At 61.5% G+C, this 25,864-nt stretch carries 23 protein-coding genes, 3 pseudogenes and 1 other annotated feature; of the genes and pseudogenes, 18 read left to right on the forward strand and 8 right to left on the reverse strand.

Annotation, left to right across the window (positions count from 1 at the left end):
- Nucleotides 1–88: 88 nt before the first annotated feature.
- The 3 genes and pseudogenes from G7047_RS09965 to G7047_RS09975 form a co-directional block, all read left to right on the forward strand.
- Nucleotides 89–442 (forward strand): hypothetical protein, encoded by a 354-nt coding sequence (locus G7047_RS09965; protein WP_166304315.1) that lies wholly within the window; start codon nt 89–91, stop codon nt 440–442.
- 94 nt (nt 443–536) lie between these two features.
- Entirely contained in the window at nt 537–989 is a 453-nt protein-coding gene (locus G7047_RS09970; RefSeq protein WP_166304318.1) for an ankyrin repeat domain-containing protein, read from the forward strand.
- Between the two features lie 153 nt (nt 990–1,142).
- A pseudogene (locus G7047_RS09975) lies at nt 1,143–2,011 on the forward strand (IS30 family transposase); the annotation flags it as partial.
- A 30-nt stretch (nt 2,012–2,041) separates the two neighbouring features.
- Here G7047_RS09975 and G7047_RS09980 read toward each other — a convergent pair.
- A protein-coding gene (locus G7047_RS09980) for an IS3 family transposase (protein WP_166304321.1) occupies nt 2,042–3,276 on the reverse strand; the annotation gives its coding sequence in 2 pieces (ribosomal slippage) (nt 2,042–2,988 and nt 2,988–3,276; 1,236 coding nt in all).
- Nucleotides 2,882–2,998, reverse strand: a sequence feature (AL1L pseudoknot). It overlaps the preceding gene by 117 nt.
- A gap of 49 nt (nt 3,277–3,325) precedes the next feature.
- A pseudogene (locus G7047_RS09985) lies at nt 3,326–4,167 on the reverse strand (transposase); the annotation flags it as partial.
- A 214-nt stretch (nt 4,168–4,381) separates the two neighbouring features.
- Between G7047_RS09985 and G7047_RS30935 the strand changes: the two are divergent.
- Nucleotides 4,382–4,594, forward strand: coding sequence for a hypothetical protein (locus G7047_RS30935; RefSeq protein WP_205904761.1), 213 nt, complete (start codon nt 4,382–4,384; stop codon nt 4,592–4,594).
- A gap of 190 nt (nt 4,595–4,784) precedes the next feature.
- Nucleotides 4,785–6,623, forward strand: a complete 1,839-nt coding sequence (locus G7047_RS09995; protein WP_240939538.1) for an IPTL-CTERM sorting domain-containing protein — start codon at nt 4,785–4,787, stop codon at nt 6,621–6,623.
- Here the strand turns inward: G7047_RS09995 and G7047_RS31105 are convergent.
- Both G7047_RS31105 and G7047_RS10000 read right to left on the reverse strand, forming a co-directional pair.
- Nucleotides 6,615–6,719: pseudogene (locus G7047_RS31105) on the reverse strand (IS630 family transposase); the annotation flags it as partial. The gene G7047_RS09995 and the pseudogene G7047_RS31105 overlap by 9 nt on opposite strands.
- Before the next feature lie 250 nt (nt 6,720–6,969).
- Entirely contained in the window at nt 6,970–7,422 is a 453-nt protein-coding gene (locus G7047_RS10000; protein WP_166304327.1) for an Lrp/AsnC family transcriptional regulator, read from the reverse strand.
- A 160-nt stretch (nt 7,423–7,582) separates the two neighbouring features.
- On the opposite strand from G7047_RS10000, the gene G7047_RS10005 reads away from it, so the two are divergent.
- From G7047_RS10005 to G7047_RS10030, 6 genes are all read left to right on the forward strand, one after another.
- A complete protein-coding gene (locus tag G7047_RS10005; RefSeq protein WP_166304330.1) occupies nt 7,583–8,203 on the forward strand; it encodes a glutathione S-transferase in 621 nt (206 codons plus the stop codon).
- 104 nt (nt 8,204–8,307) lie between these two features.
- Complete coding sequence (locus tag G7047_RS10010; protein ID WP_166304335.1) at nt 8,308–9,264, forward strand: helix-turn-helix domain-containing GNAT family N-acetyltransferase; 957 nt, start codon at nt 8,308–8,310, stop codon at nt 9,262–9,264.
- Between the two features lie 265 nt (nt 9,265–9,529).
- Nucleotides 9,530–10,327: an SDR family oxidoreductase gene (locus G7047_RS10015; protein WP_166304339.1), complete on the forward strand. Its 798-nt coding sequence runs from the start codon at nt 9,530–9,532 to the stop codon at nt 10,325–10,327.
- Nucleotides 10,328–10,378: 51 nt separating this feature from the next.
- Nucleotides 10,379–10,831: a MaoC family dehydratase gene (locus G7047_RS10020; protein WP_166311987.1), complete on the forward strand. Its 453-nt coding sequence runs from the start codon at nt 10,379–10,381 to the stop codon at nt 10,829–10,831.
- A gap of 150 nt (nt 10,832–10,981) precedes the next feature.
- Nucleotides 10,982–12,184, forward strand: a complete 1,203-nt coding sequence (locus G7047_RS10025; protein ID WP_166304342.1) for an acetyl-CoA C-acyltransferase — start codon at nt 10,982–10,984, stop codon at nt 12,182–12,184.
- A 39-nt stretch (nt 12,185–12,223) separates the two neighbouring features.
- Nucleotides 12,224–13,474 (forward strand): helix-turn-helix transcriptional regulator, encoded by a 1,251-nt coding sequence (locus G7047_RS10030; protein ID WP_166304345.1) that lies wholly within the window; start codon nt 12,224–12,226, stop codon nt 13,472–13,474.
- Nucleotides 13,475–13,574: 100 nt separating this feature from the next.
- Here the strand turns inward: G7047_RS10030 and panD are convergent, their stop codons facing one another.
- Complete coding sequence (panD, locus tag G7047_RS10035; RefSeq protein WP_166304348.1) at nt 13,575–13,937, reverse strand: aspartate 1-decarboxylase; 363 nt, start codon at nt 13,935–13,937, stop codon at nt 13,575–13,577.
- A gap of 353 nt (nt 13,938–14,290) precedes the next feature.
- Between panD and G7047_RS10040 the strand changes: the two genes are divergently transcribed.
- From G7047_RS10040 to G7047_RS10050, 3 genes are read left to right on the forward strand one after another with little or no spacing between them, the layout of a single operon-like run.
- The gene (locus tag G7047_RS10040) at nt 14,291–15,970 is read left to right on the forward strand and encodes a GMC family oxidoreductase (protein ID WP_166304351.1); all 1,680 of its coding nucleotides are present in this window, start codon (nt 14,291–14,293) and stop codon (nt 15,968–15,970) included.
- Nucleotides 15,971–16,017: 47 nt separating this feature from the next.
- A complete protein-coding gene (locus G7047_RS10045) occupies nt 16,018–17,319 on the forward strand; it encodes an MFS transporter (RefSeq protein ID WP_240939431.1) in 1,302 nt (433 codons plus the stop codon).
- 19 nt (nt 17,320–17,338) lie between these two features.
- A complete protein-coding gene (locus G7047_RS10050; RefSeq protein WP_166304354.1) occupies nt 17,339–18,022 on the forward strand; it encodes an EthD domain-containing protein in 684 nt (227 codons plus the stop codon).
- A 272-nt stretch (nt 18,023–18,294) separates the two neighbouring features.
- On the opposite strand, the gene G7047_RS10055 is transcribed toward G7047_RS10050, so the two are convergent.
- The 3 genes from G7047_RS10055 to G7047_RS10065 form a co-directional block, all read right to left on the reverse strand.
- Entirely contained in the window at nt 18,295–19,404 is a 1,110-nt protein-coding gene (locus G7047_RS10055) for a Rieske 2Fe-2S domain-containing protein (RefSeq protein WP_166304357.1), read from the reverse strand.
- A gap of 114 nt (nt 19,405–19,518) precedes the next feature.
- Nucleotides 19,519–20,367, reverse strand: coding sequence for an SDR family NAD(P)-dependent oxidoreductase (locus G7047_RS10060; protein ID WP_166304360.1), 849 nt, complete (start codon nt 20,365–20,367; stop codon nt 19,519–19,521).
- Between the two features lie 58 nt (nt 20,368–20,425).
- Nucleotides 20,426–21,763 carry an MFS transporter gene (locus G7047_RS10065; RefSeq protein WP_240939432.1) on the reverse strand — a complete coding sequence of 446 codons (1,338 nt, stop codon included), beginning with the start codon at nt 21,761–21,763 and terminating at the stop codon, nt 20,426–20,428.
- 126 nt (nt 21,764–21,889) lie between these two features.
- Between G7047_RS10065 and G7047_RS10070 the strand changes: the two genes are divergently transcribed.
- From G7047_RS10070 to G7047_RS10085, 4 genes are all read left to right on the forward strand, one after another.
- A complete protein-coding gene (locus G7047_RS10070; RefSeq protein WP_166304367.1) occupies nt 21,890–23,323 on the forward strand; it encodes an aldehyde dehydrogenase family protein in 1,434 nt (477 codons plus the stop codon).
- A gap of 101 nt (nt 23,324–23,424) precedes the next feature.
- A complete protein-coding gene (locus G7047_RS10075) occupies nt 23,425–24,195 on the forward strand; it encodes a glucose 1-dehydrogenase (RefSeq protein ID WP_166304371.1) in 771 nt (256 codons plus the stop codon).
- Between the two features lie 146 nt (nt 24,196–24,341).
- A complete protein-coding gene (locus G7047_RS10080) occupies nt 24,342–24,812 on the forward strand; it encodes an RNA polymerase sigma factor (RefSeq protein WP_166304374.1) in 471 nt (156 codons plus the stop codon).
- Complete coding sequence (locus G7047_RS10085) at nt 24,809–25,804, forward strand: FecR family protein (protein WP_166304379.1); 996 nt, start codon at nt 24,809–24,811, stop codon at nt 25,802–25,804. Before G7047_RS10080 ends, G7047_RS10085 begins: the two co-directional genes overlap by 4 nt.
- Nucleotides 25,805–25,864 lie beyond the last annotated feature (60 nt).

Here is a 25,864-nt window from a genome sequence, read left to right on the forward strand (position 1 = left end):
ACTGAAGGACAATACAGGTACGACCCCATGGGAAGAAGAATTAGTAAAATAGTTACACGGGGGGAGGCAGATTGAAGTTACCTATTTTGTGTACAGCGACATAGGATTACTGGGTGAGCTTAATAAAGATGGCGAGCTAGTGCGCGCCTATGGGTTCAATCCGGTCTCAGCGGAGAGGGGACTGTGGAGTGGTGACCTGATATGGCAGATTGATGTTTTTGGAAATAGCCTCCGAAACGAATCGAATCATTTTTCTTTTATTCATACTGATCAGGTATCTGCGCCATTCATCGCCACAAATGCAAATGGAGATACTGTTTGGAGTGTGATCAGCAAAATCCTCATAGCAAACAGTCCTGCGATGGAGCCAAATTTGATCTGGAAAAAGCTAAGGATTGCTACAATGCTAGAAAAAAGTGGATGTATGAATTTAATGAAGTAAACCCTATGCATGAGAAGCAATTGGCTCAAGTTGAGGACCAAATTCTTAATGCATTGGAAAGGGTTGATAAATATTGTTGCAAAGATTGTAAAAAATGACTAATTGTGAAGAGATGTTTGAATTTATATATTCAAAAAATTTGTCAAATCTTGAATCCGCATTGGCTAAATGCAACCCAAATTTAGTGAGTGAAGATGGAGAGTCATTGCTGATTTATGCTGTAATGATGGAGAATAATGATGCTGTCGATTTGCTGTTGAAGCATGGGGCGAATACGTATACTACGAATTTTCTTGGAGATAATGCTTTGCACTTGGCAGTAAAAAAAGGATTTTTTAATATTGTAAAGATTATTGCAAATTATCAAGGGGATTTGAATGTTAAAGGGCAGGATGGCTTTACAGCACTAAATTATGCAGCATTTTTAAATGAGTGGAGTATTGCCAAGTATTTAGCCCATGATGTAAAAGTGTCAAAAGATATTCCTGATGATGTTTTTAATTTAACGCCACGGCAAAGGGCTTTAGTAAGTGGATTTGATTTGTGAAAGGCGTTATTGCACAACTCGGCCCCACATCTGCGATAGGTGTCCCATCTCGTGTGATCATATTCCCCGTAGAAGCTGGGCATTCTTCGAAGCCATAGAGGGGCGATCTCAAACTTGAAGTGCAACACCTGGCCCTCAGGTAGTTCACTTCAAATGAGTCATCGATATCAACAATTGCAGCCAGAAGAGCGTGTCACGCAGGCCTCCCTGCTTCAACAGAATTTCAGCCTGCGAGCCGTCGCCAAACTGCTCGGGCGTAGTCCCTCCACCACCAGCCGCGAAGTACGATGAAACGCGGCGGACACCGCATACGCCTCGAAGACCGCACAAAGCGCCAGCGACAGCCGGCGCGAGCAAGCGCGTGCCGTGCCCAAGCTGCATCACTCGGTGCCCTGTGGCGCGTGGTTTGCACTTTGCTGGGCTGGCTCTGGTCGCCGCAGCGAATTGCACGCAAACTCAAGCGCATGCATCCAGACGATCCCAGCAAACACATCTCGCACGAGAGCATCTACAACGCCATCTATGCCTATCCGCGTAGTGAGCTCAAGAAGCAGCTGATCGCCTTGCTCCGGCAGGGCAAAAGCACCCGCCGGCCCCGTTCTGCGGGGCAGGATCGACGCGGCAAGATTGCAGACATGCTGAGCATTTACGTGAGACCACCGGAGGTTCAAGACCGGGTGATGCCTGGGCACTGGGAAGGTGATCTCATCAAAGGCGCCAACAACCAATCAGCCGTTAGTGTGCTGGTGGAGCGCGCAACACGTCTGGTGCTGCTTTGCAAGATGAAAGACGCCACGGCTGAATCTGCGCTTGAGGCCTTCAGTGCCAAGCTCAACCAGATCGCTGAGCCCATGCGCAAGACGCTCACATACGATCAGGGCAAAGAGATGTCCCGCCACAAAGAACTGAGCGAACGCACCAACGTAAAAATCTACTTCTGCGACCCACACAGCCCTCGGCAGCGCGGCTCGTGTGAGAACACCAACGGACTGCTTCGCCAGTTCTTGCCCAAAGGAACTGAACGGCCCCGGGTATCGAGGAGGCTGGTTAGTTTAAGTTGACGCCTCTATTGAGGCATCGCTGGCTGCGAGTTGCCTCCAGTAGTTTGCCTCAGCTTCTGCCGGAGGGATGCCTCCGATTGGCTTGAGCAGTCGGACGTGGTTGAACCAGTGTACCCACTGCAGGGTGGCCAGTTCCAAGGATTCCCTGCTCTTCCAGGGGCCCCGGCGGTGAATCAATTCGGTCTTGTACAGACCGTTGATGGTCTCGGCCAGCGCGTTGTCGTAACTGTCGCCCCTGCTGCCCACCGAGGGCTGTATGCCCGCCTGATTCAAGCGTTCGGTGTAGCGGATGCTGACGTACTGACTGCCCCTGTCGGAATGGTGCGTCAAGGCATGGGCCGCTGGCTGGCGGTCGTACAAAGCCTGCTCCAAGGCATCCAGCACGAAGTCGGTCTGCATGCTGCGGCTGACCCGCCAGCCCACGATGCGCCGGGCATATACGTCCACAACGAAGGCCACGTACAACCACCCCTGCCAAGTGGAGACGTAAGTGAAGTCCGACACCCACAGCTCGTTGGGGCGGCTGGCCTTGAAGTGCCGGTTGACGTGGTCCAGCGGGCACGGCGCCGATGGGTCCGGCGTGGTGGTGCGCACCGTCTTGCCACGGCGTACCCCTTGCAACCCCATGGCACGCATCAGTCGCTCCACCGTGCAGCGCGCCACCGGGATGTCCTCACGGTTCATCTGCAGCCAGACCTTGTCGGCTCCGTAGACCTGCCAGTTGGCGTGCCACACGCGCTGAATGTCAGCCTTCAAGCCTTCATCACGCAGGGCGCGCGCACTGCGCAATTGCGGATTGCGTTGCCGGGCTGCGTGGCGCCAGTAACACGACGGGGCCATCTGTAGCACCTTGCAGATGGGCTCGACCCCGTAATCATCACGGTGGGGGTCGATGTAGGCCCTCACGACTTGAGACGGCGGTCGAGCTCCGCCTGTGCAAAAAACGCGCTGGCCGTCTTCAGGATGTCATTGGCCCGGCGCAATTCCTTGACCTCACGCTCCAGTTCCTTGATGCGCTGCGCATCCGCGGTGGTGGTGCCGGGGCGCTGTCCGCTGTCGACCTCGGCCTTCTTGACCCAGTCATTCAAGGTCTGTGGCACGCAGCCAATCTTTGGGGCAATCGATTCAATAGCTGCCCACAGGGAGGGGTAGTCGGCTCGGTGCTCCTGCACCATACGCACAGCGCGTTCGCGCACTTCCGGGGAGAACTTCGGTGACTTGTTCATAGCTCCATCTTCTCTCGTGTTGGAGCATCCTCAAAACCCGGGGCCGTTCAGTATCGCCTACCAGTCGTTGAGGCTTGAGGTCTAGGCGTTGCTCGACGCGGTCAATCATCGTCCGAGTGGACTCCACCTCCTATGTGTGATGCGCCGGTGTGGCCTCCACATCCACACTGATCCCGGCTGACAGATCGATCAGATAGTTGGTGGAATATGCGTAGAACGCCGGGCCACCCGATGCGGCAGTCCAATATGCAGCGGGATCTGTTGGGGAAATGTTCCTGGGGGCAGTGCTTGTGTTGTGCATCGCCTCGGGGGCTTCGTCGGCCACCGGGTTCGTCGCTTCCACTGCTTCAAGGTACTCGCGCACAGCGCGACTGCACTGGGTGCCTTGACGCAAATGGGCAACCTTGGCGTTTGAAGCCTTGCCCCCCGATTGGCATCAGCCTTGATGATGCTGGCATCAATGGCAAACCCTTCGCCTTGAACCAAACCTTCGCTCATGCACCGGCGCAGCACGGTCTCGAAGACGAAGCGAAATCCATCGCTCTGCCGGAAGCGGCCATGCCGGTTCTTGGAGAAGGTGGAGTGATCGGGCACCCTGTCTTCAAGCCCAAGACGACAGAACCATCGATAAACTAGGTTGAGATGGACTTCTTCGCAAAGCCGTCGTTCGGATCGGATACCCATGCAGTAGCCGATCACGAGCATGCGAATCGTGAGTTCGGGATCAATCGAAGGTCTGCCGGTGTGGCTGTAGAACGGTGCCAGATGCTGGCGAAGTTCGCCAAGATCGAGGAAGCGGTGAACGCCACGAAACAGGTGGCCACGCGGGGCATGGTCCTCAAGGTTGAATGCGTAGAAGAGCTGATCTTGAACCGAGGCCTGTCCCATCATGACGCGCACCTCCATTAATGGAGATAGGACACCAAAACGATGCAACAGTTCTACGGTTCAAGAAGAGTTTTCAACAGAATCAGCCTAATGACGACATTGCGATAGCAAAGACGGTCCTGCAGCGGTTAGGCGTCATGTCTTCCGATGTTTCCATGCAGCAGAAGGAAAACTCCGGCGGGCAGGGCGAGGTGGGGGCCAGCGCCAGTCCACGCGCATGATCGCCACCGTGGGCTCGGTCGCTGAAATCAGCGCCATCACGGTGCCGCTGTCGGATGGTCGCTGGGTGCGGCTGGACCAGATCGCTCGGGTCGAGTCCGGTCACGTGCTGGTGATCGACAGCAATCAGGATGGTCGTGCCGTTTCCATTGGCAACCTGCTGATCACGCGCATGGTGCGCGGTGTCCATCTGCTTTGTCATCAGTTCTGAGGATATACAAAAGCTGTAAGCAGTGGCAACATGGAGCGCCCCCGCGCACGCAGGGATTAAAAAACTATCAAAACCATAGCTGCTTGCGCCTGTCGGATGGGCGCTGGAGGCCAAAGACATGCCAAGTACCTCGCACCCCGCCCACTTCACCCCCCGCTGGCTTCTGCGTATGGCCTGGGGCCTGTGGGCAATGGCCCTGCTATTTGTGGGCGCCGCACACGCGCAGGCCGGCCTCTGGACTGCCAGCGGCGACCTGGCCACGGCGCGCACCCGCCACACGGCCACGCTGCTGCCCAATGGCAAGGTGCTGGTCGCAGGGGGCGCCGACGCCAGCGGAGACCTCCCCCAGGCCGAACTGTACGACCCCGCCACTGGCACTTGGGCCCCAGCAGCCAGCATGCTGGCTGCGCGCAGCCTGCACACGGCCACGCTGCTGCCCAATGGCAAGGTGCTCGTCGCGGGGGGCTTTGGCGCCGTCACCCAGGCTGAGCTGTACGACCCGGACGCCGACACCTGGACAGCCACCGGCAGCCTGACTCAAGGACGCCTGGCCCACACGGCCACGCTACTAGTCAATGGCAGCGTGCTGGTCGCAGGAGGCACCTCGAGCGCCAGCACCAGCGCAGAAATCTACAACCCCGCCACCGGCACCTGGACGGCCACCGGCAGCCTGGGCCAGGGGCGCTTCTATCACGCAGCCACGCTGCTGCCGGGCGGCAAGGTGCTGGTTGCCGGGGGTACGCCCAATGGCGACATCGGCCTCACCAGCGCCGAGCTATACGACCCCGCCAACGGCACCTGGGCTGCCACCGGCGCGCTGGCCACGGGGCGTTACGGCCCCACGGCCACGCTGCTGCCCAATGGCACGGTACTCCTTCTCGGAGGAGCCGGGGCGAGTGCAACCTTTCTCAATGCCGCCGAACTGTACGACCCCGCCACCGGCACCTGGGCAGGCACCAGCGCGCTGCCCACCCCACGCTTATTCCACACCGCGAGCCTGCTGCCTGGCGGCAAGGTACTGGTCGCATCGGGGCAGACCGACCTCGTCCCGCCCACCAGCAGTGCGGTGGTGTACGACCCTGCCACCGGCACCTGGGCTGCCACCGGCGCGCTGGCCCAGGCGCGCAGCGACCATACCGCCACCGTGCTGCAAAGCGGTATGGTGCTTGCCGCAGGGGGGAACAACGGCGCCCCATACCTTGCCAGCACCGAGCTGTACCACCCCACCGCTCAGCCCACCCTGGCGCTGGCCGCCAGCGCCAACCCCAGTGTCCTGGGCGCCAGCGTCACCCTGACCGCCACGCTGGGCAGCGCCAGCAGCCCCACGGGCACGGTGGCCTTCAGCGCGGACGGCATGCCGCTGACCTGCGCGGCCCCGCCCGCCATCAGTGGCAGCACGGCCACCTGCACCGTCAGCGGCCTGCTGGTGGGCGCGCACACCCTCACTGCCAGCTATGCGGGCGACGCCAGCAACTCCCCCGCCACCAGCGCCCCGCTGGCACACACCGTGGACAAGGCCAGTCTGGGCACAGGGCCCACGGGGGTCACCGTCAGCGGCCCCCCCGGCTGCGTGGTCGGCAGCCTGGCACTGGCCGCCGCCGCCCCTGCCGACAACTTGCCCGCTAACGCCACAGCCCCGCTGGGCGTGCTGCGCTTCACAGCCACGGGCTGCGCGGGCGCCACGCTCACGGTCACAGTGGACTACCCTGCGGGCAGCCTGGCGGGCCTCACGCCCTACAAGTTCGGCCCGGCCAGCGCAGGCGCCACGCCGGATTGGTTTGCCCACGGCGGCAAGACCGGCGACAGCGTGACCTACACCGTGACCGATAACGGCACGGGCGACAACCAGAGCGCCACCAGCGGCCCCAACGCGGGCGTGATTGAAGACCCCCACGCGATGCTGCTGCTGGCGGCGCCGCCCGGCGGCGCGCAGGCGATTCCCACGCTCTCCGGGTGGGGGCTGGCGCTGCTGGCGGCACTGCTGGGACTGTTGGGCGCGCGGGGCTGGCGCAGGCCGCTATCCCTTTGAAGATATGGCCAACCGGGCGCCAAACTCGCGCTCGATGAACTGCATGACCGCGCCACGCGTCCACAGCGCGAACTCCATCTTCAGCTGCTCGTGCCTGAATCGTTCTGAACCGCCTTGGTTTACCTGCACACTTTTGAGTCAGTGTCTGGAATCAGTCATCGCGGACATTGGCCGAGGAGATCTGAATGTCCCAAGTCAGCCGAGGCTGTGTGAAAACGCGAAAAGGTCACATTTTCGGGAGTGGCAAAACCATTCCCGACAGCGTGATCGTCGATCCCAGATCGATCTGAGAGGTCGAGTTTTCAGCTTGACCGCACACGATGGTGTTTTCACACAGCTTCAGCCTTTAACCGCCTCTCAACGCCCCCACCGTCACCCACTTCCTCACCGGACTTGACAACACCAACGAAGTAGTCACCGATCCATTCACCGCCAGTGCATCCACAACCCGCTCCAGATCGGCGGGCTCTGCAATCGCGCAGCGCACGATGAAGCAGTCTTGTCCGGTCAGGCGGTCGACCTCCAGAACTTCGGGCATGGACTCGAAGAGTTGGAGATAGGGTGCGATGCCCGCATGGTTGGTTTGGATGCGGATGATGGCGGCCAGACCTACTCCGAGTTTGCGCAGATTCACACGGGCGCTGTAGCCCTCGATCACGCCAGCGTCTTCCAATTTGCGCACGCGCTCGCTCATGGCGGGTTGGGACAGGCCTATTTGTTTGCCGAGCGCAGCCAGGCTTTGGCGGGCGTCGAGCTGGAGGGCCTCGAGAATCTGCCAGTCTTTCTTGTCGAGTTGCATGATGTGAAGATCGAGAAAAGAAGAGAAGAGGGCGCGCAATGCATGTTTCAAACCGATGGATCATCGGTTTGAGGGGCCTGTTTCCAATGGGCTGCGCTGTTCCAGTGTGGATCGTCTGCCTATCGTATAGGGCTGTCATTTACTCTTTGGAAAAACCGTCATGCAACTCATTGGAATGCTCGATTCGCCCTATGTGCGACGCGTGGCGATTTCGTTGCGGCTTTTGGGGGTGCCGTTTGAGCATCGGTCGCTCTCGGTATTCAGCACCTTCGAGCAGTTCAGCCAGATCAATCCGGTCGTGAAGGCGCCAACGCTGGTGACCGAAGATGGGGTGGTTTTGATGGATTCCACTTTGATTCTGCAGTGGGTCGAGCCATTGGCGTCACGGAGGCTCACGCCTGTGGATACTACGGAGCGGTTACGCGATTTGCGGGTGACCGGGCTTGCGCTTGCGGTGTGTGAGAAGGTGGTGCAGATCGTATACGAGCAGCAGCTGCGGCCGTCGGAGAAGCAGCATCAGCCGTGGCTGGATCGGGTGGATCGACAGCTGCATGCGGCGTATGAAGCCCTTGAAGCGGAAGTATTGAGCGCGGGTCTGGTGGCGGATGTGGCGCTGCTCACGCATGGGTCGATTGCAGCGGCTGTGGCGTGGAGCTTTACGCAACTGGTGTTGCCGGGCAGGTTGGTGCCGACGGCCTCTCCGTCGCTTGCTCGGTTTGCCGAGGCGGCTGAGAAACTGGATGTGTTTCGGGCCTGTCCACAAGTGAGTGTTGCCAATTGATTCTGTGTTGTGACGCGGAAGGTTCTTGGCGTTGAAAATTCTAGTTGCATTATGCAAATTTAATGTTGTATTATGCAACTAATTTAGGTCGCAGGACTTTTCCCATGACAAACAAAACATCCTTGGTGGACTCGATCCGCGCTGCTTCTCGTGAGATGGTGCGAGAGTTGGGGTTTATGGAGTCAACCTTGGCGTCAACCAGCTATTCGCCCTCCGCCGTGCATACGTTGATGGAGGTGGCTGCGCAAGGTGCAATGACCTCGGCGCAACTGGTGGGGTTTCTTGGGCTGGACAAGTCGAGCGTGAGCCGCATGGTGGGCAAGCTGGTGGCGTGGGGCGAGGTGGCAGAGGAAGCGGCCAGTGACGATGGTCGGGCCAAGCAGCTGAGCCTGACGGCGAAGGGACGGCGAACGGTCGAGAAGATCCATGCGTTTGGGCAGATGCAGGTGGTGAATGCGCTCAGCCACATGAACCCGTCGCAGCAGCAGGCGGTGGCGCAGGGGCTTGCGGCGTATGCGGATGGGCTCAAGGCGCATCGCTTGGGCTCCGGGCTTTCAAAGCAGAATGCGCCAGAGATCCGCACCGGATACCAGCCCGGGCTGGTCGGACGGGTGGCGGAGATGCATGCGACGTTTTACTCGGCGCACTCGGGCTTTGGGCAGTTTTTCGAGAGCAAGGTGGCCAGTGGTGTGGCTGAGTTTGCGGGGCGTCTGTCCGAGCCGTGCAACCGGGTGTGGACGGCGAACTTGAATGGCCGGATTGTCGGCTCGCTCGCCGTTGACGGGGATGACTTGGGCGACAACAAGGCGCATCTGCGCTGGTTCATTCTGGATGACGGCTGTCGCGGCACGGGCGTGGGGCGGCAGATGATGGCCGAGGCTATGAACTTCTGCGACATTCGCGGCTTTGCCGAGACACATCTGTGGACCTTCAAGGGGCTGGATGCGGCGCGCAAGCTGTATGAGTCGTGCGGTTTTCAACTGGTACATGAGGAAGAGGGCTCGAACTGGGGGACGCCGGTGACGGAGCAGCAATTTGTGAGAGTAGCTTCGAGTGCCTGAGCAGTGCGCAATGCGGTTTGGTTTGACGCAAGCCGTCGGGTGAGGGCGCTTGCTGATGCGCAGGTCTCACATCGGGTTTTTGCTTAAGGGTAAGCCAGTGGAATGGGCTTGGAAATGTCTATATTTCAGCCAATTCCGTGCAATCTTGGTGAATATCTATGCCGAATTAGGGATTGGCCTATCGTCCAGGTAGACGATGTTGCGACGCAGCGTGAACGTGATGATTGGTGCACTGCAAACAATCTTTACGTTCTATTTTCGCTTCATGACCACCGCTCCAGCCTTCGCCCCCGAATACGTCGCTCCGCACGGACTGCTCAAGAACAAGACCGCGTTGGTCACGGCGGCTGCCGGTGCAGGGATCGGATTTGCAGCGGCACGCCGTTGTGCCGAAGAGGGCTGCAAGGCGGTGTTCATCTCCGACGTGCACGAGCGTCGTCTGGCTGAGGCTGTGGCACAGATCAAAGCCGAGACCGGGCTGACCAACGTCTACGGCAAGCTCTGCGATGTAAGCAAGGAAGACCAGGTCCAGGCGCTGATCAACGAAGCGGACGAAACGCTGGGCGGCATCGACTTGCTGATCAACAACGCAGGCATGGGCACAAGCTGCAAGGTGGTCGACATGTCGGACGACGAGTGGCACAAGGTCATCGACATCACGCTGACCGGCACTTTCCGGATGACGCGCGCAGCGCTCAAGGCGATGCAGCCGCGCGGCAAGGGCGTGATCGTGAACAACGCTTCGGTGCTGGGCTGGCGCGCGCAGACCGAGCAGGCGCACTACGCGGCAGCCAAGGCGGGGGTGATGGCGTTCACTCGCTGCTCGGCGCTGGAAGCTGCGCCGCACGGCGTGCGCATCAACGCGGTGGCGCCTTCGATCGCGATCCACGCGTTTCTCAAGAAGTCGGCCTCGGAAGAGCTGCTGGCCAAGCTATCGGAAAAGGAAGCCTTCGGCCGTGGCGCCGAGCCATGGGAAGTGGCAAACGTGATGATCTTCCTTGCCAGCGACTACTCCTCGTACATGACGGGCGAGGTGGTGTCGGTCAGCTCGCAGAGGGCCTGAGTGGTGAGCGAAGCAGCCACTCTCTCCAACACCGCCGCGCCGCAAGGCGGCGTGTCGTTCCATTCGGTGCAGTCGATTGTGGACGCCGTGGGCACATCGCTAGGCGCGACCGAATGGCTGACGATCACCCAGGAACGCATCAACCAGTTTGCCGACGCTACCGGCGACCACCAGTGGATCCACGTCGATCCCGAGCGCGCGAAGAACGGCCCGTTCGGTGTCTGCGTGGCGCATGGCTATCTGACGATGTCGCTGGCAAATCTGTTTTTACCGCAGCTCGCGCGCTTTGACGGTTTGAAGATGGGCGTGAACTACGGCTGCGACAAGGTGCGGTTTCCTGCACCAGTGCGTGTGAATTCGCGCGTTCGCGGTGTGGGCGAGGTGATCGCCGCCACGCCGATGGGCGACAACGGGGTGCAGGCGCATATCCGCATCACCGTGGAAGTGGAGCATCAGGACAAACCCGGAACTGTCGTCGAAACGATCAGTCGGCTCCATTTTTGAACGAACAATCGGTGATTGGCAAGTATTTCGGAAGGCACGTGGCGAGCCGACACAGAGCGGCGAAGCCAGGGAAAGGTCGATGGGTGCGACGAGCAGGTTGGCTCGGGCGCCCATCTTGAGATAACAAGACGATAAGTCAGGAGACAGTATATGAAGGACGCAGTCATCGTTTCGACAGCGCGCACCCCCATCGGCAAGGCGTTTCGCGGGGCATTCAATGACACGGAGGCCCCGGTGCTGGGCGGCCACGTGATCCGCGCGGCGCTCGACAAAGTGAAGGTGCAGGGCGAAGACGTCGGCGATGTGATTCTGGGCATCGCGGCCCAGCAGGGCACCCAGGGCTACAACCTGGGCCGCCTGTGCGGCTACACGGCCGGTCTGCCGGATTCGGTGGGCGGCATGGTGATCGACCGCATGTGCGCTTCGGGCCTGATGAGCATCGCCACTGCGGCCAAGAGCATCATGGTGGGTGAGTACGACGTGGCCGTGGCAGGCGGTCTCGAGTCCATTTCGCTGGTGCAGAACAAGCACAAGAATTCGTTCCGTGCACAGTCCAAGGCGGTTCTGGCGGCCAAGCCCACGGCCTACATCCAGATGATCGAAACCGCTGAACTGGTGAGTCAGCGCTACGGCATCAGCCGCGAGGCGCAGGACGAGTACTCGCTGCGCAGCCAGCAGCGCGTGGCGGCGGCGCAGGCCAAGGGACTGTTCGATGACGAGATTGCGCCGCTCACCTCGGTCAAGCAATTGTTCGACAAGGAAGGCAACGTCACCGGTACGGAAGAGGTCACGCTGACCAAGGACGAGGGCAACCGCGGCGACACGACGCTGGAAAGCCTGGCCAAGCTCAAGCCTGTGTGGAAGAACGGCCAGTGGGTTGCCGAAGGCCAGTTCATCACGGCGGGCAATGCATCGCAGCTCTCCGACGGTGCGAGCGCCAGTGTGCTGATGAGCGCCAACGAGGCGCGTGAACGTGGTCTGACGCCAATGGGCATCTTCCGCGGCATGGCCGTGGCAGGTTGCCGCGCGGACGAGATGGGCATTGGCCCGGTGTTCGCGATTCCGAAACTGCTCAAGCAACATGGTCTCGGTGTGAAGGACATCGACCTCTGGGAAATCAACGAGGCTTTCGCTTGCCAGGTGATCCATTGCCGCGATACGCTGGGTATTCCCGATGACCGTTTGAACGTCAATGGTGGTGCAATCTCCATAGGTCATCCCTTTGGCATGTCGGGTGCGCGACTGGTGGGTCATGCGTTGCTCGAAGGCCGTCGTCGTGGTGCACGCTACGCGGTGGTCAGCATGTGCATCGGCGGTGGCATGGGTGCTGCTGGCCTGTTCGAGATTCAGTGATTGTTATGTCCAAACTACCGCTAGCAAAGAGAGTTGACCATGATGGAAAGCACCTTCGCCAGAATGAGTTTTGCGACGTATACATCTCCGAGCATGGCTTGCGTGCTCAAGGATGTTCCCGTATTTGACAAGGCCATCCCCGCACGCCCGGTGACGGTGCAGTCGGATTTCGTCTCGGCAGAGCAGTTCAGCCAGCTGACCAGCCTGCTGTACGAGGCCGCGATGGACACCGAGGGCTGGCGGCCATTTCTCGACCAGCTACGCAAGCTGCTCAGCGGCAACTACGCATCGCTGATCGTGCGCCCTTGCAATGCCGATGATGTGGGCCTGATCGTCTCGGCTGCCGGTGAGCGGCGCGAGATTCCCTCCGGCAATCCCAAGATCGCGATGAGCCCGTTTCGCGGCCTGGTGACAGATCGGGTGGTGACGGTGAACGACGTCATGTCCGATTCGGAATGGCGCGCTTCGGCCTACTACACCGACTGGTGCAAGGATCTCAACGTTTACCACGTGCTGGCCGCCGACGTGGCGACCAAGGACGGCTGTGTTTATGGTCTGCGTATCGTTCGCCCGGAGAGCGACGTCAATTTCAACAAGCAGGAAAAGGACTTCTGCAGCATGGTGCTGCCGCACCTGAAGCGTGCGCTGAACCTGCACTTGGCCGTCAATCAGGACCGTCAGGTGATCTCGCTCTACAGCCGTGCGATGGCGCAGCTCATGGTCGGCGTGGTCATCCTCGATCAGAACGGGGTGGTGATCGAGACCAATCCAGCCGCCACCGGCATTCTCGACATGCAGGATGGCCTGAAGGTGACGGGCGGCATGCTCGAAGCCAACTATGCCAACGACAACCGCAAGCTGCAACGCCTGATCCGCGATGCGTTGATGCACACCCAGGTTTCGCGCCTGAGCATGACCGAGGGGATGTCGGTGAGCCGCCAATCGGGTCAGCTCAATTGGGGGGTGGTGGTGCAGAGCATCTCACCCGACGAATGGACAGAAGGCAAGCAGCGCCCCAGCGTGGCGGTCTTCGTGCGGGACACCGGCGGCAAGGCCGATCCACCAGTCAAGCTCGCGCAGCAACTGTTCCAGCTGACGCCGGCCGAGACATCGCTGGCTATCCAGTTGGCCAATGGCCTGTCTCTGGAGGAGGCCGCAGAAGCGCTCAACATCCGCCGCAACACGGCGCGCGCGCATTTGCGTTCGATCTTTTCCAAGACAGGCGTGCGTCGCCAGACCGAACTGGTGCGCATTTTCCTCAACAGTGTTGCCTGGTTGGGGAATAAGTAAGAAGTTTTGAGTGTGAGAGTCCTTTGTTCGTTACTTCATTCAGGCCCGGTTCATACCGGGCCTTTTTTTATGACGCGTTCAAAGCGCATTCAAAGCGTATTCAAATCTTCTTGATTTCTTGAATCCGGTTATTTTCACCAAGCAGTACAACTTTCGGCTTCCAGAGATCAACCTGCGAATCGTCGACGGGTGAGTAAGTGCAGATGATCAGCAGATCTCCCACGTGCGCCCTGCGTGCGGCAGCGCCATTCAATGAAATCGCACCGGAGCCGCGCGCGGCTTTGATGATGTAGGTGGAGAAACGCTCGCCGTTGTTGACGTTGTAGAGCTCGATCTTTTCGAACTCGCGCATGTCGGCGGCTTCCAGCAGGTCTTCGTCGATCCCGCAGGAACCTTCGTAGTGCAGATCCGCTTCTGTGACTGTTGCGCGATGGAGTTTGGCGCGCAGCATGACTCTGGTCATTAACTTTTCCTGGTTGGTCAAAATAATTCGTGGATTGAATATCTTCAAAAATGTGATATTGCCGAGAATATCGATTTGGATATTCAAACCCACGCGCCCGGATTAATGGGCGGGCGAAGTATCCATTTTTTCTTTTCATCACTCAACCCCTGAATAAGGCATATGCATATGTCTTATTCAATCGTTGGACATTGCGCCCGCAGAAGGTCTCTCGGCGCGGAATTGTCACGATTGCGGCCCTGCACCGTCCATTTGGAGTATGTCGCCACGCCACGTCGCGGCAAAACTGAACGGCATGCATTGAATGCTCAGACTGGATCGGAACACACAGAACAACGGAGACAACGGAGCCCATGAACACCCCCTTCGACTACATCATCATCGGCGCAGGTTCGGCCGGTGGCACGCTGGCCGCGCGCCTGAGCGAGGACGCGCGCAACCGCGTGCTGCTACTCGAGGGCGGCGGCACGCACAAGGATCTGTTGGTCGACATGCCCTCGGGCTGGGGCCAGATGATCTACAACCCCAAGTACTCGTGGGGCCACAAGACCGAGCCCGAGCGCTGGGCGGGCGGACGCGCGATCTCGCTGCCGCGCGGCAAGCGGCTGGGTGGCTCGTCGTCGATCAACGGCATGATCTACGTGCGCGGCGACCGCGCGGATTTCGACAACTGGGCGGCGCTAGGCGCCAAGGGCTGGAGCTATGCAGAGCTGCTGCCGTACTTCGTGCGCACCGAAAACCAGCTCAGCGATCAGCCCGCGTTTCGCAGCACATCGCTGCATGGAAGGGGGGGACCGCTGACCGCCGCCGACGTGCCCGATCCGCAGCCGGTGACACAGGCCATGGTGCGCGCGGCCATCGAGGCCGGTTTGCCCGCCTGTGCTGATTTCAACAACGGACATCCCAACGGTGCGGGCGTCTTCCAAACCAATGTGAAGAACGGCCGCCGCTCGTCCATCGCCCGCAACGCCATCGAGCCCGCGATGGCGCGCAAGAATCTCGACGTGCGCACGCAGATGCTGGTCACGCGCATCTTCATTGAAAACGGCCGCGCCGTGGGCGTCGCCTGGCGTGACGAGCGCGGCGGCCTGCACGAGGCGTGCGCGGGCAAAGAGGTGCTGCTCTGCGCGGGTGCGCTGCAGTCACCGCAGCTGCTGATGCTCTCGGGCATTGGCCCGGCGGAGCATCTGCGCGAGATGGGAATTGAGGTGCAGGTTGATCTGCCGGGCGTCGGTGCAAACTTGCAGGATCACGCCATCGTTCCCATGTCCTGGCGCATGAAACCCGGCACTCCTAGCTTCAACAAGTCGCTGCGCGGCATCGGCATTGCGGCGTCGCTGGCCAAGTATCTGGTCACGCGCACCGGCGCGATGGCCATGCCGGGCTCCGAGTTCGCGGCGTGGTTCAGCAGCGATCCCGGCCTCCCGTACAACGACATCCAGATCCACGGCCTGCCCGTGACCGGCGACATCGAGGCCTTCATGCGCGACGGCAAGACCTATCGCACCGAAGCTTTTCCTGGCATGACGATGGCGCCATACCAGGTGCGCCCGTATTCGCGCGGCGAACTCAAACTGCGCAGCCGCCAGCCCGAAGACATGGCCAGCGTGCGCATGAACTATCTGCACGATGAGCGCGACCGCAAGGCCTTGCTCCACGGCATTCGGGTGGCGATGAAGATAGCGCAACAGCCCGCGCTGGCCGGGTTGATCGAGGAGCAGACGCGGCCCAAAGCCCATGTCCAAAGCGACGACGAACTGCTCGACTGGCTGGGCATGTACCTCGGCTCGGGCCACCACGCCAGCGGCACCTGCCGTATGGGCGATGCAAACGATCCGCTGGCCGTCGTCACGCCCGACCTCAAGCTGCGCGGCGTGCAGGGCCTGCGGGTGATCGATGCGTCGGTCATGCCGCATCTGGTCTCGGGCAACACCAACGCACCGACCGTGGTGATCGGCGACAAGGGCGCGGATCTGGTGCTTGGGAAGCCAGCGCTTGCGGCCTTAACCGGCATCCAGACTGCGGTGGCTTGATCCACCTGAACGTTCCAAAACTACAGCTACAACAACAAAACAAAATCATGAGTCAGATGACACACTTCAACCGCTCCCGCCGCTACATGCTGGTACTGCTGACCGCGCTTTCCGCAGTGACCTTCATGGACCGCCAGATCCTCGCCGTACTGCTGCAGCCGATCAAGCAGGAGTTCGGTTTTTCTGACCTGCAGATCGGCCTGATCACCGGGCTCGGCTTTGCAATCACCTTCGGGCTGCTCGGCATTCCAATGGGCCGGCTTGCGGACCGCGTCGAGCGCCGCAGCCTCGTGGCCTGGTGCCGTGGCATCGGCGGCGGCATTGCGGCGTTGGGCGCATTGGCGACGGGATCGAGCGGGCTCACCGCCTCGCGCGGTGGTGCGGCGTTGGGTGATGCGGGCGGTGGCGCGGCCTCCATGTCCATGCTGGCCGATCTGTACGCGCCGCATGAGCGCTCGCGTGTGATGAGCATCTTCGGCATGGGCGGCAGTGCGGGTGCGATGCTCGCTTTGCTCGCCGGGCCCGTGTTGGCCGAGCTTTGGGGGTGGCGGGTGACTATGGCGCTGGTAGGGCTGGCGAGTGTGGTGCTGGCCTGTGTGCTGCGCTGGACAGTGGGCGAGCCACAGCGCAGCGCGGCTGGACAGGGTGGCACCAAGGCGGCGTCTGCGGCCGAGGCTGGCTCGATCAAGAAAACAACCGCCGTGCTGCAGATCTGGCGCGAGCCGGTCACGCGCTGGCTCATCGTCGGCGCGGCCTGCGCGTTGTTTGCCAATCTGTCGTTCGGCGCATGGAACACCGCACTGCTCGCACGCCGGTTCGATCTATCGCTGCGCGACGCCGGCTGGATCTCTGCTGGCGCAGCGCTTTTTGCGGTGAGCGGCGCACTGATCTCGGGCTGGCTTACCGACAAACTGGCTCAGCGTGACCAGCGTTGGCAGATTGGCGTGCCGGTCGTTGCGCTGTCCATCTCCACCGTGTTCGGGCTTGGCTATCTGCTCACCGGAACGCAGCAGTTTGCGTTGACCATGGTGCTGCTCATGGGCTACGCGCTGTTTTCGCCATGGTGGGCGGCACCCACTTATGCCGCTCTGAGCCTCATCGTTCCGTCATCACGCAGAGCCACGGCCAGCGCCATGGTGCTGATGTCTGGCGCGCTGCTGGGCAATGGCCTCGGCCCCATTGTCGCGGGCCTGCTCAGCGACTTCTATAACGGCATCCGCCCCGGCGACGGTCTGCGTCTGGCACTGCTCACCATGGGCTGCTTCATGTTGCCCAGCGTGTTTGCCTTCTCGCGGGCTATGGCGCATTACCCACAGGCCTACCGATTGGCCCACGCTCCTGCGGTTTGAATCCACGGGCACATAAGACATGAAAAATTCCGTCTGGAAAATGATCTACCTCGCGCGCCGCAACCCCACGCTCGCGCGCGAACAATTCCCCGAAACCTGGCGCTCGCACTCCGCTTTAGGCAAGCAATGCAAGAACGTAGGCCAACGCGTCAAGGCTGTAGCCCAGTGCTCGCGCGTGTTGGACGATGCACTGCCCAGTACGCTCAGCCGCGACTACGACGGCGTGAACCTCATGGTCCTCGCCGACCGCGACTCCGGCGACGCCATCTGGAGAGACCCCGAAACCTTGGCCATCATGCGCCCCGACGAACCCCGCGTGTTCGCCGACTATGTGCGTAATTTCTCGATGCTCTGCGAACAGCACGTGCTGCGCGGCGATGGAGAGGGCGCGGTCTATCCGCAGCGCGACGCGGTGATCCTCATCGGCTTCTTGCAGCGCGAGCCCGCGTTCACCATGGCTCAACCAGTCCCCGCCAGCCTGCCCGCACCATGGAGTACAGGAGGACTCAACGCAGCGCACCGCATCGTCTGCAACACGCTAGACGCCCCCGCTCCCGTGGGCTACGAATACGGCTATATCGTGGAATGGTGGTTTGATACTGTCAAAGCAGCGCAAGAGGCTGCTCTGGCGCTGAGCGATGCGAACGAGGCCTTTGGCGACTGCGTGTTCATGCTCACACAAGTAACGCACAGCCGCCCCTGAACAAATCCGCTCCTCGCACCCAGCAGCGGGTCAACGAAGCGAGCAGAGCCGTCGATCCATCACCCCAACGGCAAGACGGGCCCTCAGGCTAGGCGTCTCACGCGTAGACAGTACTCTCGTACGGCAAGCATGAGCAACGACGCATGAGGGTCCGTATTGCCGCCCCCAAACGATCAACCAATCGAAGCCGAAAGGCTTCGTGACCAAAACACAAAAAAAGCCCGCAGAACAAAAGTCCCACGGGCTTCAAACCTTGGTAGTCGAAAAGAAAATTAAGCGGGAGTGGCTTCGGGTTCTTGGGTGTAGGCGACCATTCCCTTGGGGATGTACTTGCCTTCGCATTGTTCCAGATACTCCTGCGCCTTGGCACGCGGATTGTAGAACTGCTTGTACCAGATGCGCGCCTTGAGGAATGGGCCGTCGCTCGGAATGAACAGCGGATTCAGGCAAGGCGCCTTCTGGTTCCACACTTCGAAGTCCTGTGCAAACGCGAGCAGGCTGGCTTCCTGGAACTGGCGTGCAGCGACCACATCTGCCGGGCCAGGCTTGCCGCCGTGGGCGGTGCGCACGAGCAGGTTGTGCCAGACCTTGATCTTGCCGTCCTCGATGGGTGTGTGCATGATCATCATGAACGAATTGAACATACCGGTCACGCTCGAGACCAGGATGGCGGGGCCGTGGTACCAGGTGTCGGTGTGCAGCAGGTCGCTGGCACCGCCTTCGCCCACCAGCGTGCGGTGGCCGCCGCACTGGCGTTGGATGGCGTTGGTGCCCTTGAATTCGTTTTCGAAGCGCTCGACGGTGGAGCCGTGGATGGGGCTCAGGTGGCCGTAGTCGGCTATGTTGTCCACCACTTCCTGCGGGTGCTGGTTCAGCTCGCCCAGATAGTCCCACTTGCCGTTGACGAAGTTTTCGTCATCCCAGGCCGCGAAGTGGGGCAGGGGATAGTCGGGTTCGCCGCCTTCGGGGTCGAACCATACCCAGATCGCGCCGTAGCGCTCTTCGACCTTCCAGGTCTTCACGGCCGCAGCTGCAGGAATCGGGCCGTCGTGATATGGGATGTCGTCGCACTTGCCGTCCGCGCCGAAGCGCCAGCCGTGATATGGGCAACGGATGCCGTCGCCTTCCACGTTGCTGCCGCCGCCGTCGAGCACCACATAGCTGGTGGTGTTGCGCGCGGCCAAGTGGGTCTTCATGTGCGGGCAGTAAGCGTCCAGCAGGATGACCTTGCCGGATTCGCGGCCGCGGTACAACGCGAAGTCCTGACCGAAAAAGCGCACGGCCACGGGCTTGTGGGTGTTGAGCGATTCAGCGTCGGAAATCATGAACCAGCCGCGTGGATAGGTGTATTCACCGAGGCGGTAGTCTTTGGTGTTTGCCATGGATGGCTGTCTCCGTATTTGGTTGTGGGTGAGTGATGTTGAGCGACGCCCAGTGGCTTTGCATACTCTGTTTGGACGAGATGCCGGGCGCGAGATTGATCTATCGCAAATGGCTTATGCGCCTGCGTTTACGGGCGCTTCCAAGCGTTCCTTGTGGAGCGGTTGTAGGTCGATCATGGCGGGCGATTTGGCGAGCGGTGGGGCGTCGGCGGAGGTTGCCAGCCAGAACAGCGCGGCGGCGATCTGCTCGGGCGTAGACGCGCCGTAGCGCTGTGCGAGCAGGCCGTCGTCGCCGAGCGTGGCCTTCACTGCCTCGGTCGAGACCACGCCGGGGTTCACGCTGAACGCGCAGATGCCGCGCTTCTTGTATTCGGTGTTGATGCAGCCCGCAAGGCGCGCAATCGCCGCCTTCGATGCGCCATACGCAAACCCCCAGCCGCCCTGATCGGCGGGCACGGGCGGGTTGAACTGCCCTGCAGCCGAACACACATTGATGATGCGGCCAGCCCCTTGGGCCAGCATGCCCGGCAGGAGCCGCTGGGCGAGCTGAAAGGGTGCGTAGACATTGCCTTGTATGGTGCGAGCGAGGGCGTCGAGGCTGAGATCGGGCAGCAGTGCGTTGACTTCGCGGTCCTGGTATACAGCGTTGTTGATCAGCAGATCGACCCGGCCGTAGTGCGCGAGCACGGCGTCCGTCGCGCGGTCGAGCGACGCGCCGTCCATCAGATCCATCGCGTGGGCGAATACGTCGCCACCAGCCTCGCGGATCTGCGCGGCGGTGGATTCCAGGCTGCCCGGCAGCAGCGAGCCGTCGGGGTTGCGCAACTGGTGCGCGAGCTGCGTGCCTTCGGTCAGTGTGCGCGCGGTGATCGCCACGCGCCAGCCCTGACGCGCGAAATAAATGGCCGTGGCGGCCCCGATGCCCCGGCTGGCGCCGGTAATGAAAAGGACGGGAGCGGTCATGTCGGGAACTCTTGGAATTTTGTGCTTGAGGGCGAGTGGCTGAATTTTCTGGAATTCATCAGGCTGCTGCGAGCTTCATTTCGCCGAGGCGGCGGCGATACGGCCCGAGCGCCAGGATGAAGAACAGCACGGTGAAGACCATCAGCGAGACCACCGAGGTCAGCGCCCAGCGCAGGCCATCGGCACCATGGGTGCCTGCGAAATAGTCGCTGAGCGCGCCGGTCACCATCGGACCCAAGCCCACGCCGAGCAAAGTGACGAACAGGTTCAGCAGCGCTGCGCCCACGCCGCGTTCGCTCGGGCTCACCATCTGGCTGACCGCGCTGTAGGAGAGCGTGGGCCACCAGCTTGCGAAGAAGGCGAAGATCAGCACGAACAGCATGGCGTGCGGAATCTGCATGCTGCCGAGCGTCCAGAACGCGTTGGTCGGCCACTGGAACACGGCGATGCCGGCGGGCAGAGAGATGAGTGCTCCGAGCGCGGGCAGTCCCAGCTGCCAGCGGGAGTCGCGCTGGCAAAGGCGGTCGCTCAGCCAGCCGCAAAACACCGCGCCCACGACCGCGCCTACGCCGCTCGCGAGGCCGAACGCCAGACCGGCGTGTGCGATGCTCATGCCGTGCACGCGCATGAAGAAGGCCGGTGCCCAGACGCCATAGCCGTAGCCCGTGATCGCCGCAATGCCGCAGGCGATGGCCACGTTGCGCAGCGGCTTCATGGTCAACAGGCGCTGTGACTGGCGCAGCAGCGATTCTTGCGGAGCACTGCTCGCTGCGCCCGGTTGGGCCGCCGCCGTCTCGAATGCGCCGCGCACCGGCTCCTTCACGAACAGATAGACGATCAGGCTCAGCAGTATGCCCGGAATGCCGAACGCGAGAAACGCTGCGCGCCAGCCGTAGGCCTGGGCGATGAGGCCGCCGATAGACAGGCCCAGCAGCACGCCGAGATTCGGGCCCATCATGAAGAAGCTGATCGCGAGCGAGCGGCGCTTGGGCGGGTACATGTCGGCGATCATCGAGATCGACGGTGCCATGCCGCCAGCCTCGCCCACCGCCACGCTCATGCGGGCGATGAACAGTTGCCAGTAATGCGTCGCCATGCCGCAGCCTATAGTGGCCAGGCTCCAGATGCCGCAGCAGATCGCGACGATGGTGCGGCGGTTGTGCTTGTCGGCCATGCGGCCTACGGGAATGCCGAGCGCCGCGTAGAGCAGGCCGAACGCGAGGCCGGTGAGCATGCCGATCTGCGTGTCGGTGGCGTTGAATTCGGCCTTGATCGGTTCAATCAGGATCGATACTACCTGCCGGTCGATGTAGGAAAAGATATAAACCGTAGCCAGCAGCGCGAGGCTGAGGTGGGTGCGCCAAGTGACGGCGGGGGGATGTTGGGGTGTAGGCATGAGTGGCATCGTGCGTGCTCCGAAACTGTGCGCCATCGTCCCTTTGGACGACGCTAGGGAAATCCTTAGTACTCAATATCCTCACGGTTCGCGCCAGATAATTCATACCCTTCAGGAGACCTGACAGTGACCCAATCCCCATCGTTTGACACCATCGCCCAGCTGCAGCAGGCGCAGAAAAAGGCCTTCATTGCGCAGGGTGCCGTCAGCGCCGACCTGCGCCAGCAGCGCCTGCAGCAGGTGATCGACCTGCTCGTGGAATGCCAGGACGAGCTCTGCGCCGCCATGGGCGAGGACTTTGGCGGCCGTCCGGTGGAATTCTCACTGGCCAACGATGTGCTGGGTTCGCTCGCCTCGCTCAAACATGCGCGCGACCATTTCCGCGAGTGGATCGGCGACTCGCCGCGCGAGAGCGTCAAGCCGTTCGATATGTTCGGCGCAACGGCTTGGGTGAAGTACCAGCCCAAAGGCGTGATCGGCGTGATCGGCACCTGGAATGCGCCGGTCTTCACGCTGCTGTCGCCGCTGGCCTGTATTTTTGCAGCCGGCAACAGCGCCGTGCTCAAGCCGTCCGAAATCGCCCCCCGCACCGCTGCCGTGCTGGCAGCAGCCATCGCCAAGCGCTTTGATCCCGCCGTGCTCACCGTGGTGCAGGGCGATGCCGCAGTCTCGGCCGCGTTCGCCGAACAGGCGTGGGACCACCTCGTGTTCACCGGCTCGATTCCGGTGGGCAAGTCCATTATGGCGGCCGCAGCAAAGAACCTCGTGCCGGTCACGCTGGAGCTGGGCGGCAAGTCGCCGGTGCTCATTGGCGAATCGGCCGACATCGCCAACGCCGCCGAGCGCATCGCCGTGGGCAAGGCGCTCAATTCCGGCCAGCTCTGCGTGGCGCCCGATACCATCTGGGTGCATGCGTTGCAGCTCGAGGCGCTGATCGCCAAGATCGGCGAGGTCTACGCGGGCATGTACCCGAGCGTCACCGGCAACCGCGACATGACGCCCATCGTCAACGAACGCCACCATGCGCGCGTGAGCGGCTATGTGGCCGACGCCAAGGCGCGTGGCGCACGGGTGGTCGAAGTGGGTGGTGTGGGCGAGGCGTCTGGAAATGCCGACCGCCGCATGCCGTTCGCGCTGGTGGTGAATCCATCGCTTGATGCCGAAATTTCGCGTCAGGAAATCTTCGGCCCGGCTGTCGTGCTACGCACCTTCGAGTCCATCCAGGACGCCGTTGCGCAGATCAACGCGGGCGACCGTCCTCTGGCGCTGTACTACTTCGGCACCGATGTGGCCGAGCGCGACTGGGTGCTGGACCACACGCTGTCGGGTGGCGTGTCGATCAACGACGTGGTCATGCATCCCGCCCTGCACGAGGCACCGTTTGGCGGCGTGGGCGCGTCCGGCATGGGCCACTACCATGGTCGTGAAGGCTTTCTGCAGTTCAGTCATGCGCGTTCGGTCTACAGCGCGGGCGGCCACGATCCGCGCCGCGAATGGGGTATGTTGCCGCCGTATGGCGACCACTTCTTGCCGATGCTGAAAGGCTCCGTCACAGCCTGATTCTCGGCATCCCTGGTCCGTTTGGCGGATGCGCGCAAACGCGCTTGCCATGAATATGACCCTTCAATACCGCTCATCCAGACTACAAAGGAGATGAAAAGATGAAGGACGTATTCCGCCAATTTGCGCTCGATGGACAGGTCGCCGTGGTCACCGGCGCAGGCAAGGGCATTGGTCGTGCCTGCGCGCTGATGCTTGCCGAGGCCGGGGCCGATGTGGCGCTGTTCGCGCGCACTGAGGCCGATCTGGCCGAGGTGAAGGCCCAGATCGAAGCCATGGGCCGCCGCGCAATCGCCGTGCCCGGTGATGTGAACAAGGATGCGGATCTCGACCAGTTGATCGCGCGTACCGTCGCCGAGCTCGGCAAGCTCACCATCCTCATCAACAACGTCGGCGGCGGTGGCCCGAACGATCCACGCAAGGTGCCGGGCAAGAACCTGGGTGACATGCTCGCGTTCAACGTGGTGCCCGCCTACAGCCTGATCCAGAAGGCTGCGCCGTTCATGGCGGAAGCTGGCGGCGGCGCGGTGGTCAACATCTCCTCGGTCGCGGCGAAGTACGCGCAGAAATACTTCAGCGCCTACGGTGCCGCCAAGGCGGCACTCAACCAGCTCACCCGCAACCTCGCGCAGGACTTTGGCCCAACGGTGCGCATCAATGCCATCGAGCCCGGCACCATCATGACCGAGGCCCTCGCGCCATTCCTCACGCCCGAGCGCAAGGACCGCATGGTCAAGAGCACACCGATGGCGCGCATGGGCCAACCTGAGGACATAGCGGCGGCCGCGCTGTTTCTTGCGTCACCGGCGGCGAGCTGGATCACCGGGAAGATCCTGTCGGTGGATGGCGGGGTGGAAGCGCCGAATTTCTGAATTGATTGACTTCTGAACCGATTGACGCGGGATATCGGCCTCAGCACCGATATCCATTCAATTCCCATATTGGATCGCCTATTCTAGTAATAATATTGATTCGCATTAATGTATGATCATGCCCTTGTCGCCACTTGGGAATCGTCGTGCAGGTGCATTTCTATGCTGAACTCGTCAACTTCTTCGCGCGCTCGCTCAATGACCGGGATGCCGCGCGGGACGTGGTACAGGAGAGTTATGCGCGGGTTTTGAGGCTGCAGGCGCGCTCGGCGGTGGTCAACGACCTGCGGGCGTTGTTGTTTCGCACCGGCAAGAACATCGTGATCGACGACGCGCGCAGACGCAAGGCGGAAACCGCCGTGCTGGAAACGCTTTCGCTTGTGCAATTGGATGATGTACCTTCGGCGCAGCAGGAGGTGGAGGCGCGACAGCAGCTCGACCGGTTGCTCGCGCGGCTCAACGTCATGCCGCGCAAGCGCCGAGAGGTCTTCGTGTTGGTGCGGGTCTACGGCTTCAGCCATGCCGAAACCGCCGAGCACATGGAGATTTCCGAAACCGCCGTCGAAAAGCATGTGGTGCGCGCGGTATGTGACTGCATGGGATTGCAGGCGGTATGAATCCCGGCGAGTTTCAGGAGCCGACGGCGCGCAGGCGGCTCGAGCACGCCTTGCTCCTGCTGGCCCGTCAGCATGGCGGCAGCGGCGATGCGGCGGCGTATGCCGAGAACGCCTTTGCGCAGTGGCGCGGCAAGCATCCCTTGAATGAATCCGCAGCGCTTGCCGCGCTGCAAGGCTGGCGAGCGACCGAGGCCTGCGAGTTGCGCACGGACTTGCCTCTGCCGCCCGCGCAGCAGCAGCGCACCCAACGCATGCGCAGGCGTGTGCTGTCGGTGCTGGGTCTGGCGGGCGTGGCTGCAGCAACGGCCTGCGTGACACGCTGGCACTGGCAGCAGCCGCTGCAGACCATCGCGCTGAAAACGGGACTTGGCGAGGTGGTGTCGCACAACCTGCCCGACGGCACGCACATCGACCTCTTGCCGCGTACCCGTGCCGAGGTGGTGATGTACCGCGACCGCCGCGAGGTGCGTCTGGAGCAGGGGGCCATGCGTTTCGATGTGTCGCGTGACGAGACGCGGCCATTCATCGTGAACTCCTCCTGGGGCAGGGTGCGGGTGCTGGGCACCGTCTTCACCATCGATGTGCGCGAGGAGCGCATGAAGGTGGCGGTGGCGCATGGCTCGGTCGGCGTCTGGGCGGGTGGCGGAGAAGGGCGTCGCTATGCCGGTGCGCCCGATGTGCTGCTGCGCGGCGGGCAAGGTGTGCGCGTGAGCGCGGACGGCCTCAGTCGCACACGTGAGGTCGACGTGGGCAGTGTCGGTGCGTGGCGCGATGGCTGGCTGGTGTTTGACCGCACGCCGCTCAAGGAAGTAGTACTGCGCTGGAACGACTTTCTGGTGAAGCCCTTGCGGCTTGAAGGCGGAGAGCAGTTGCTGCTCACCGGCAGCTTTCGGTTGCGCGACCCAAATACTTTCATCGAGGCATTGCCGCGATCACTTCCCGTCAAGGTGCTGCGCTCGGCACAGGGTGAGGTGACCATCGTACAACGATGAAGGTGTCGGACGCCTTCCAAAAAAAGATCAAAGATATTTGTCCGGGTTTTGGCGGCTCGT

This window comes from Diaphorobacter sp. HDW4A, assembly GCF_011305995.1.
In the GTDB taxonomy this organism is placed as follows: Bacteria; Pseudomonadota; Gammaproteobacteria; order Burkholderiales; family Burkholderiaceae_C; genus Diaphorobacter_A.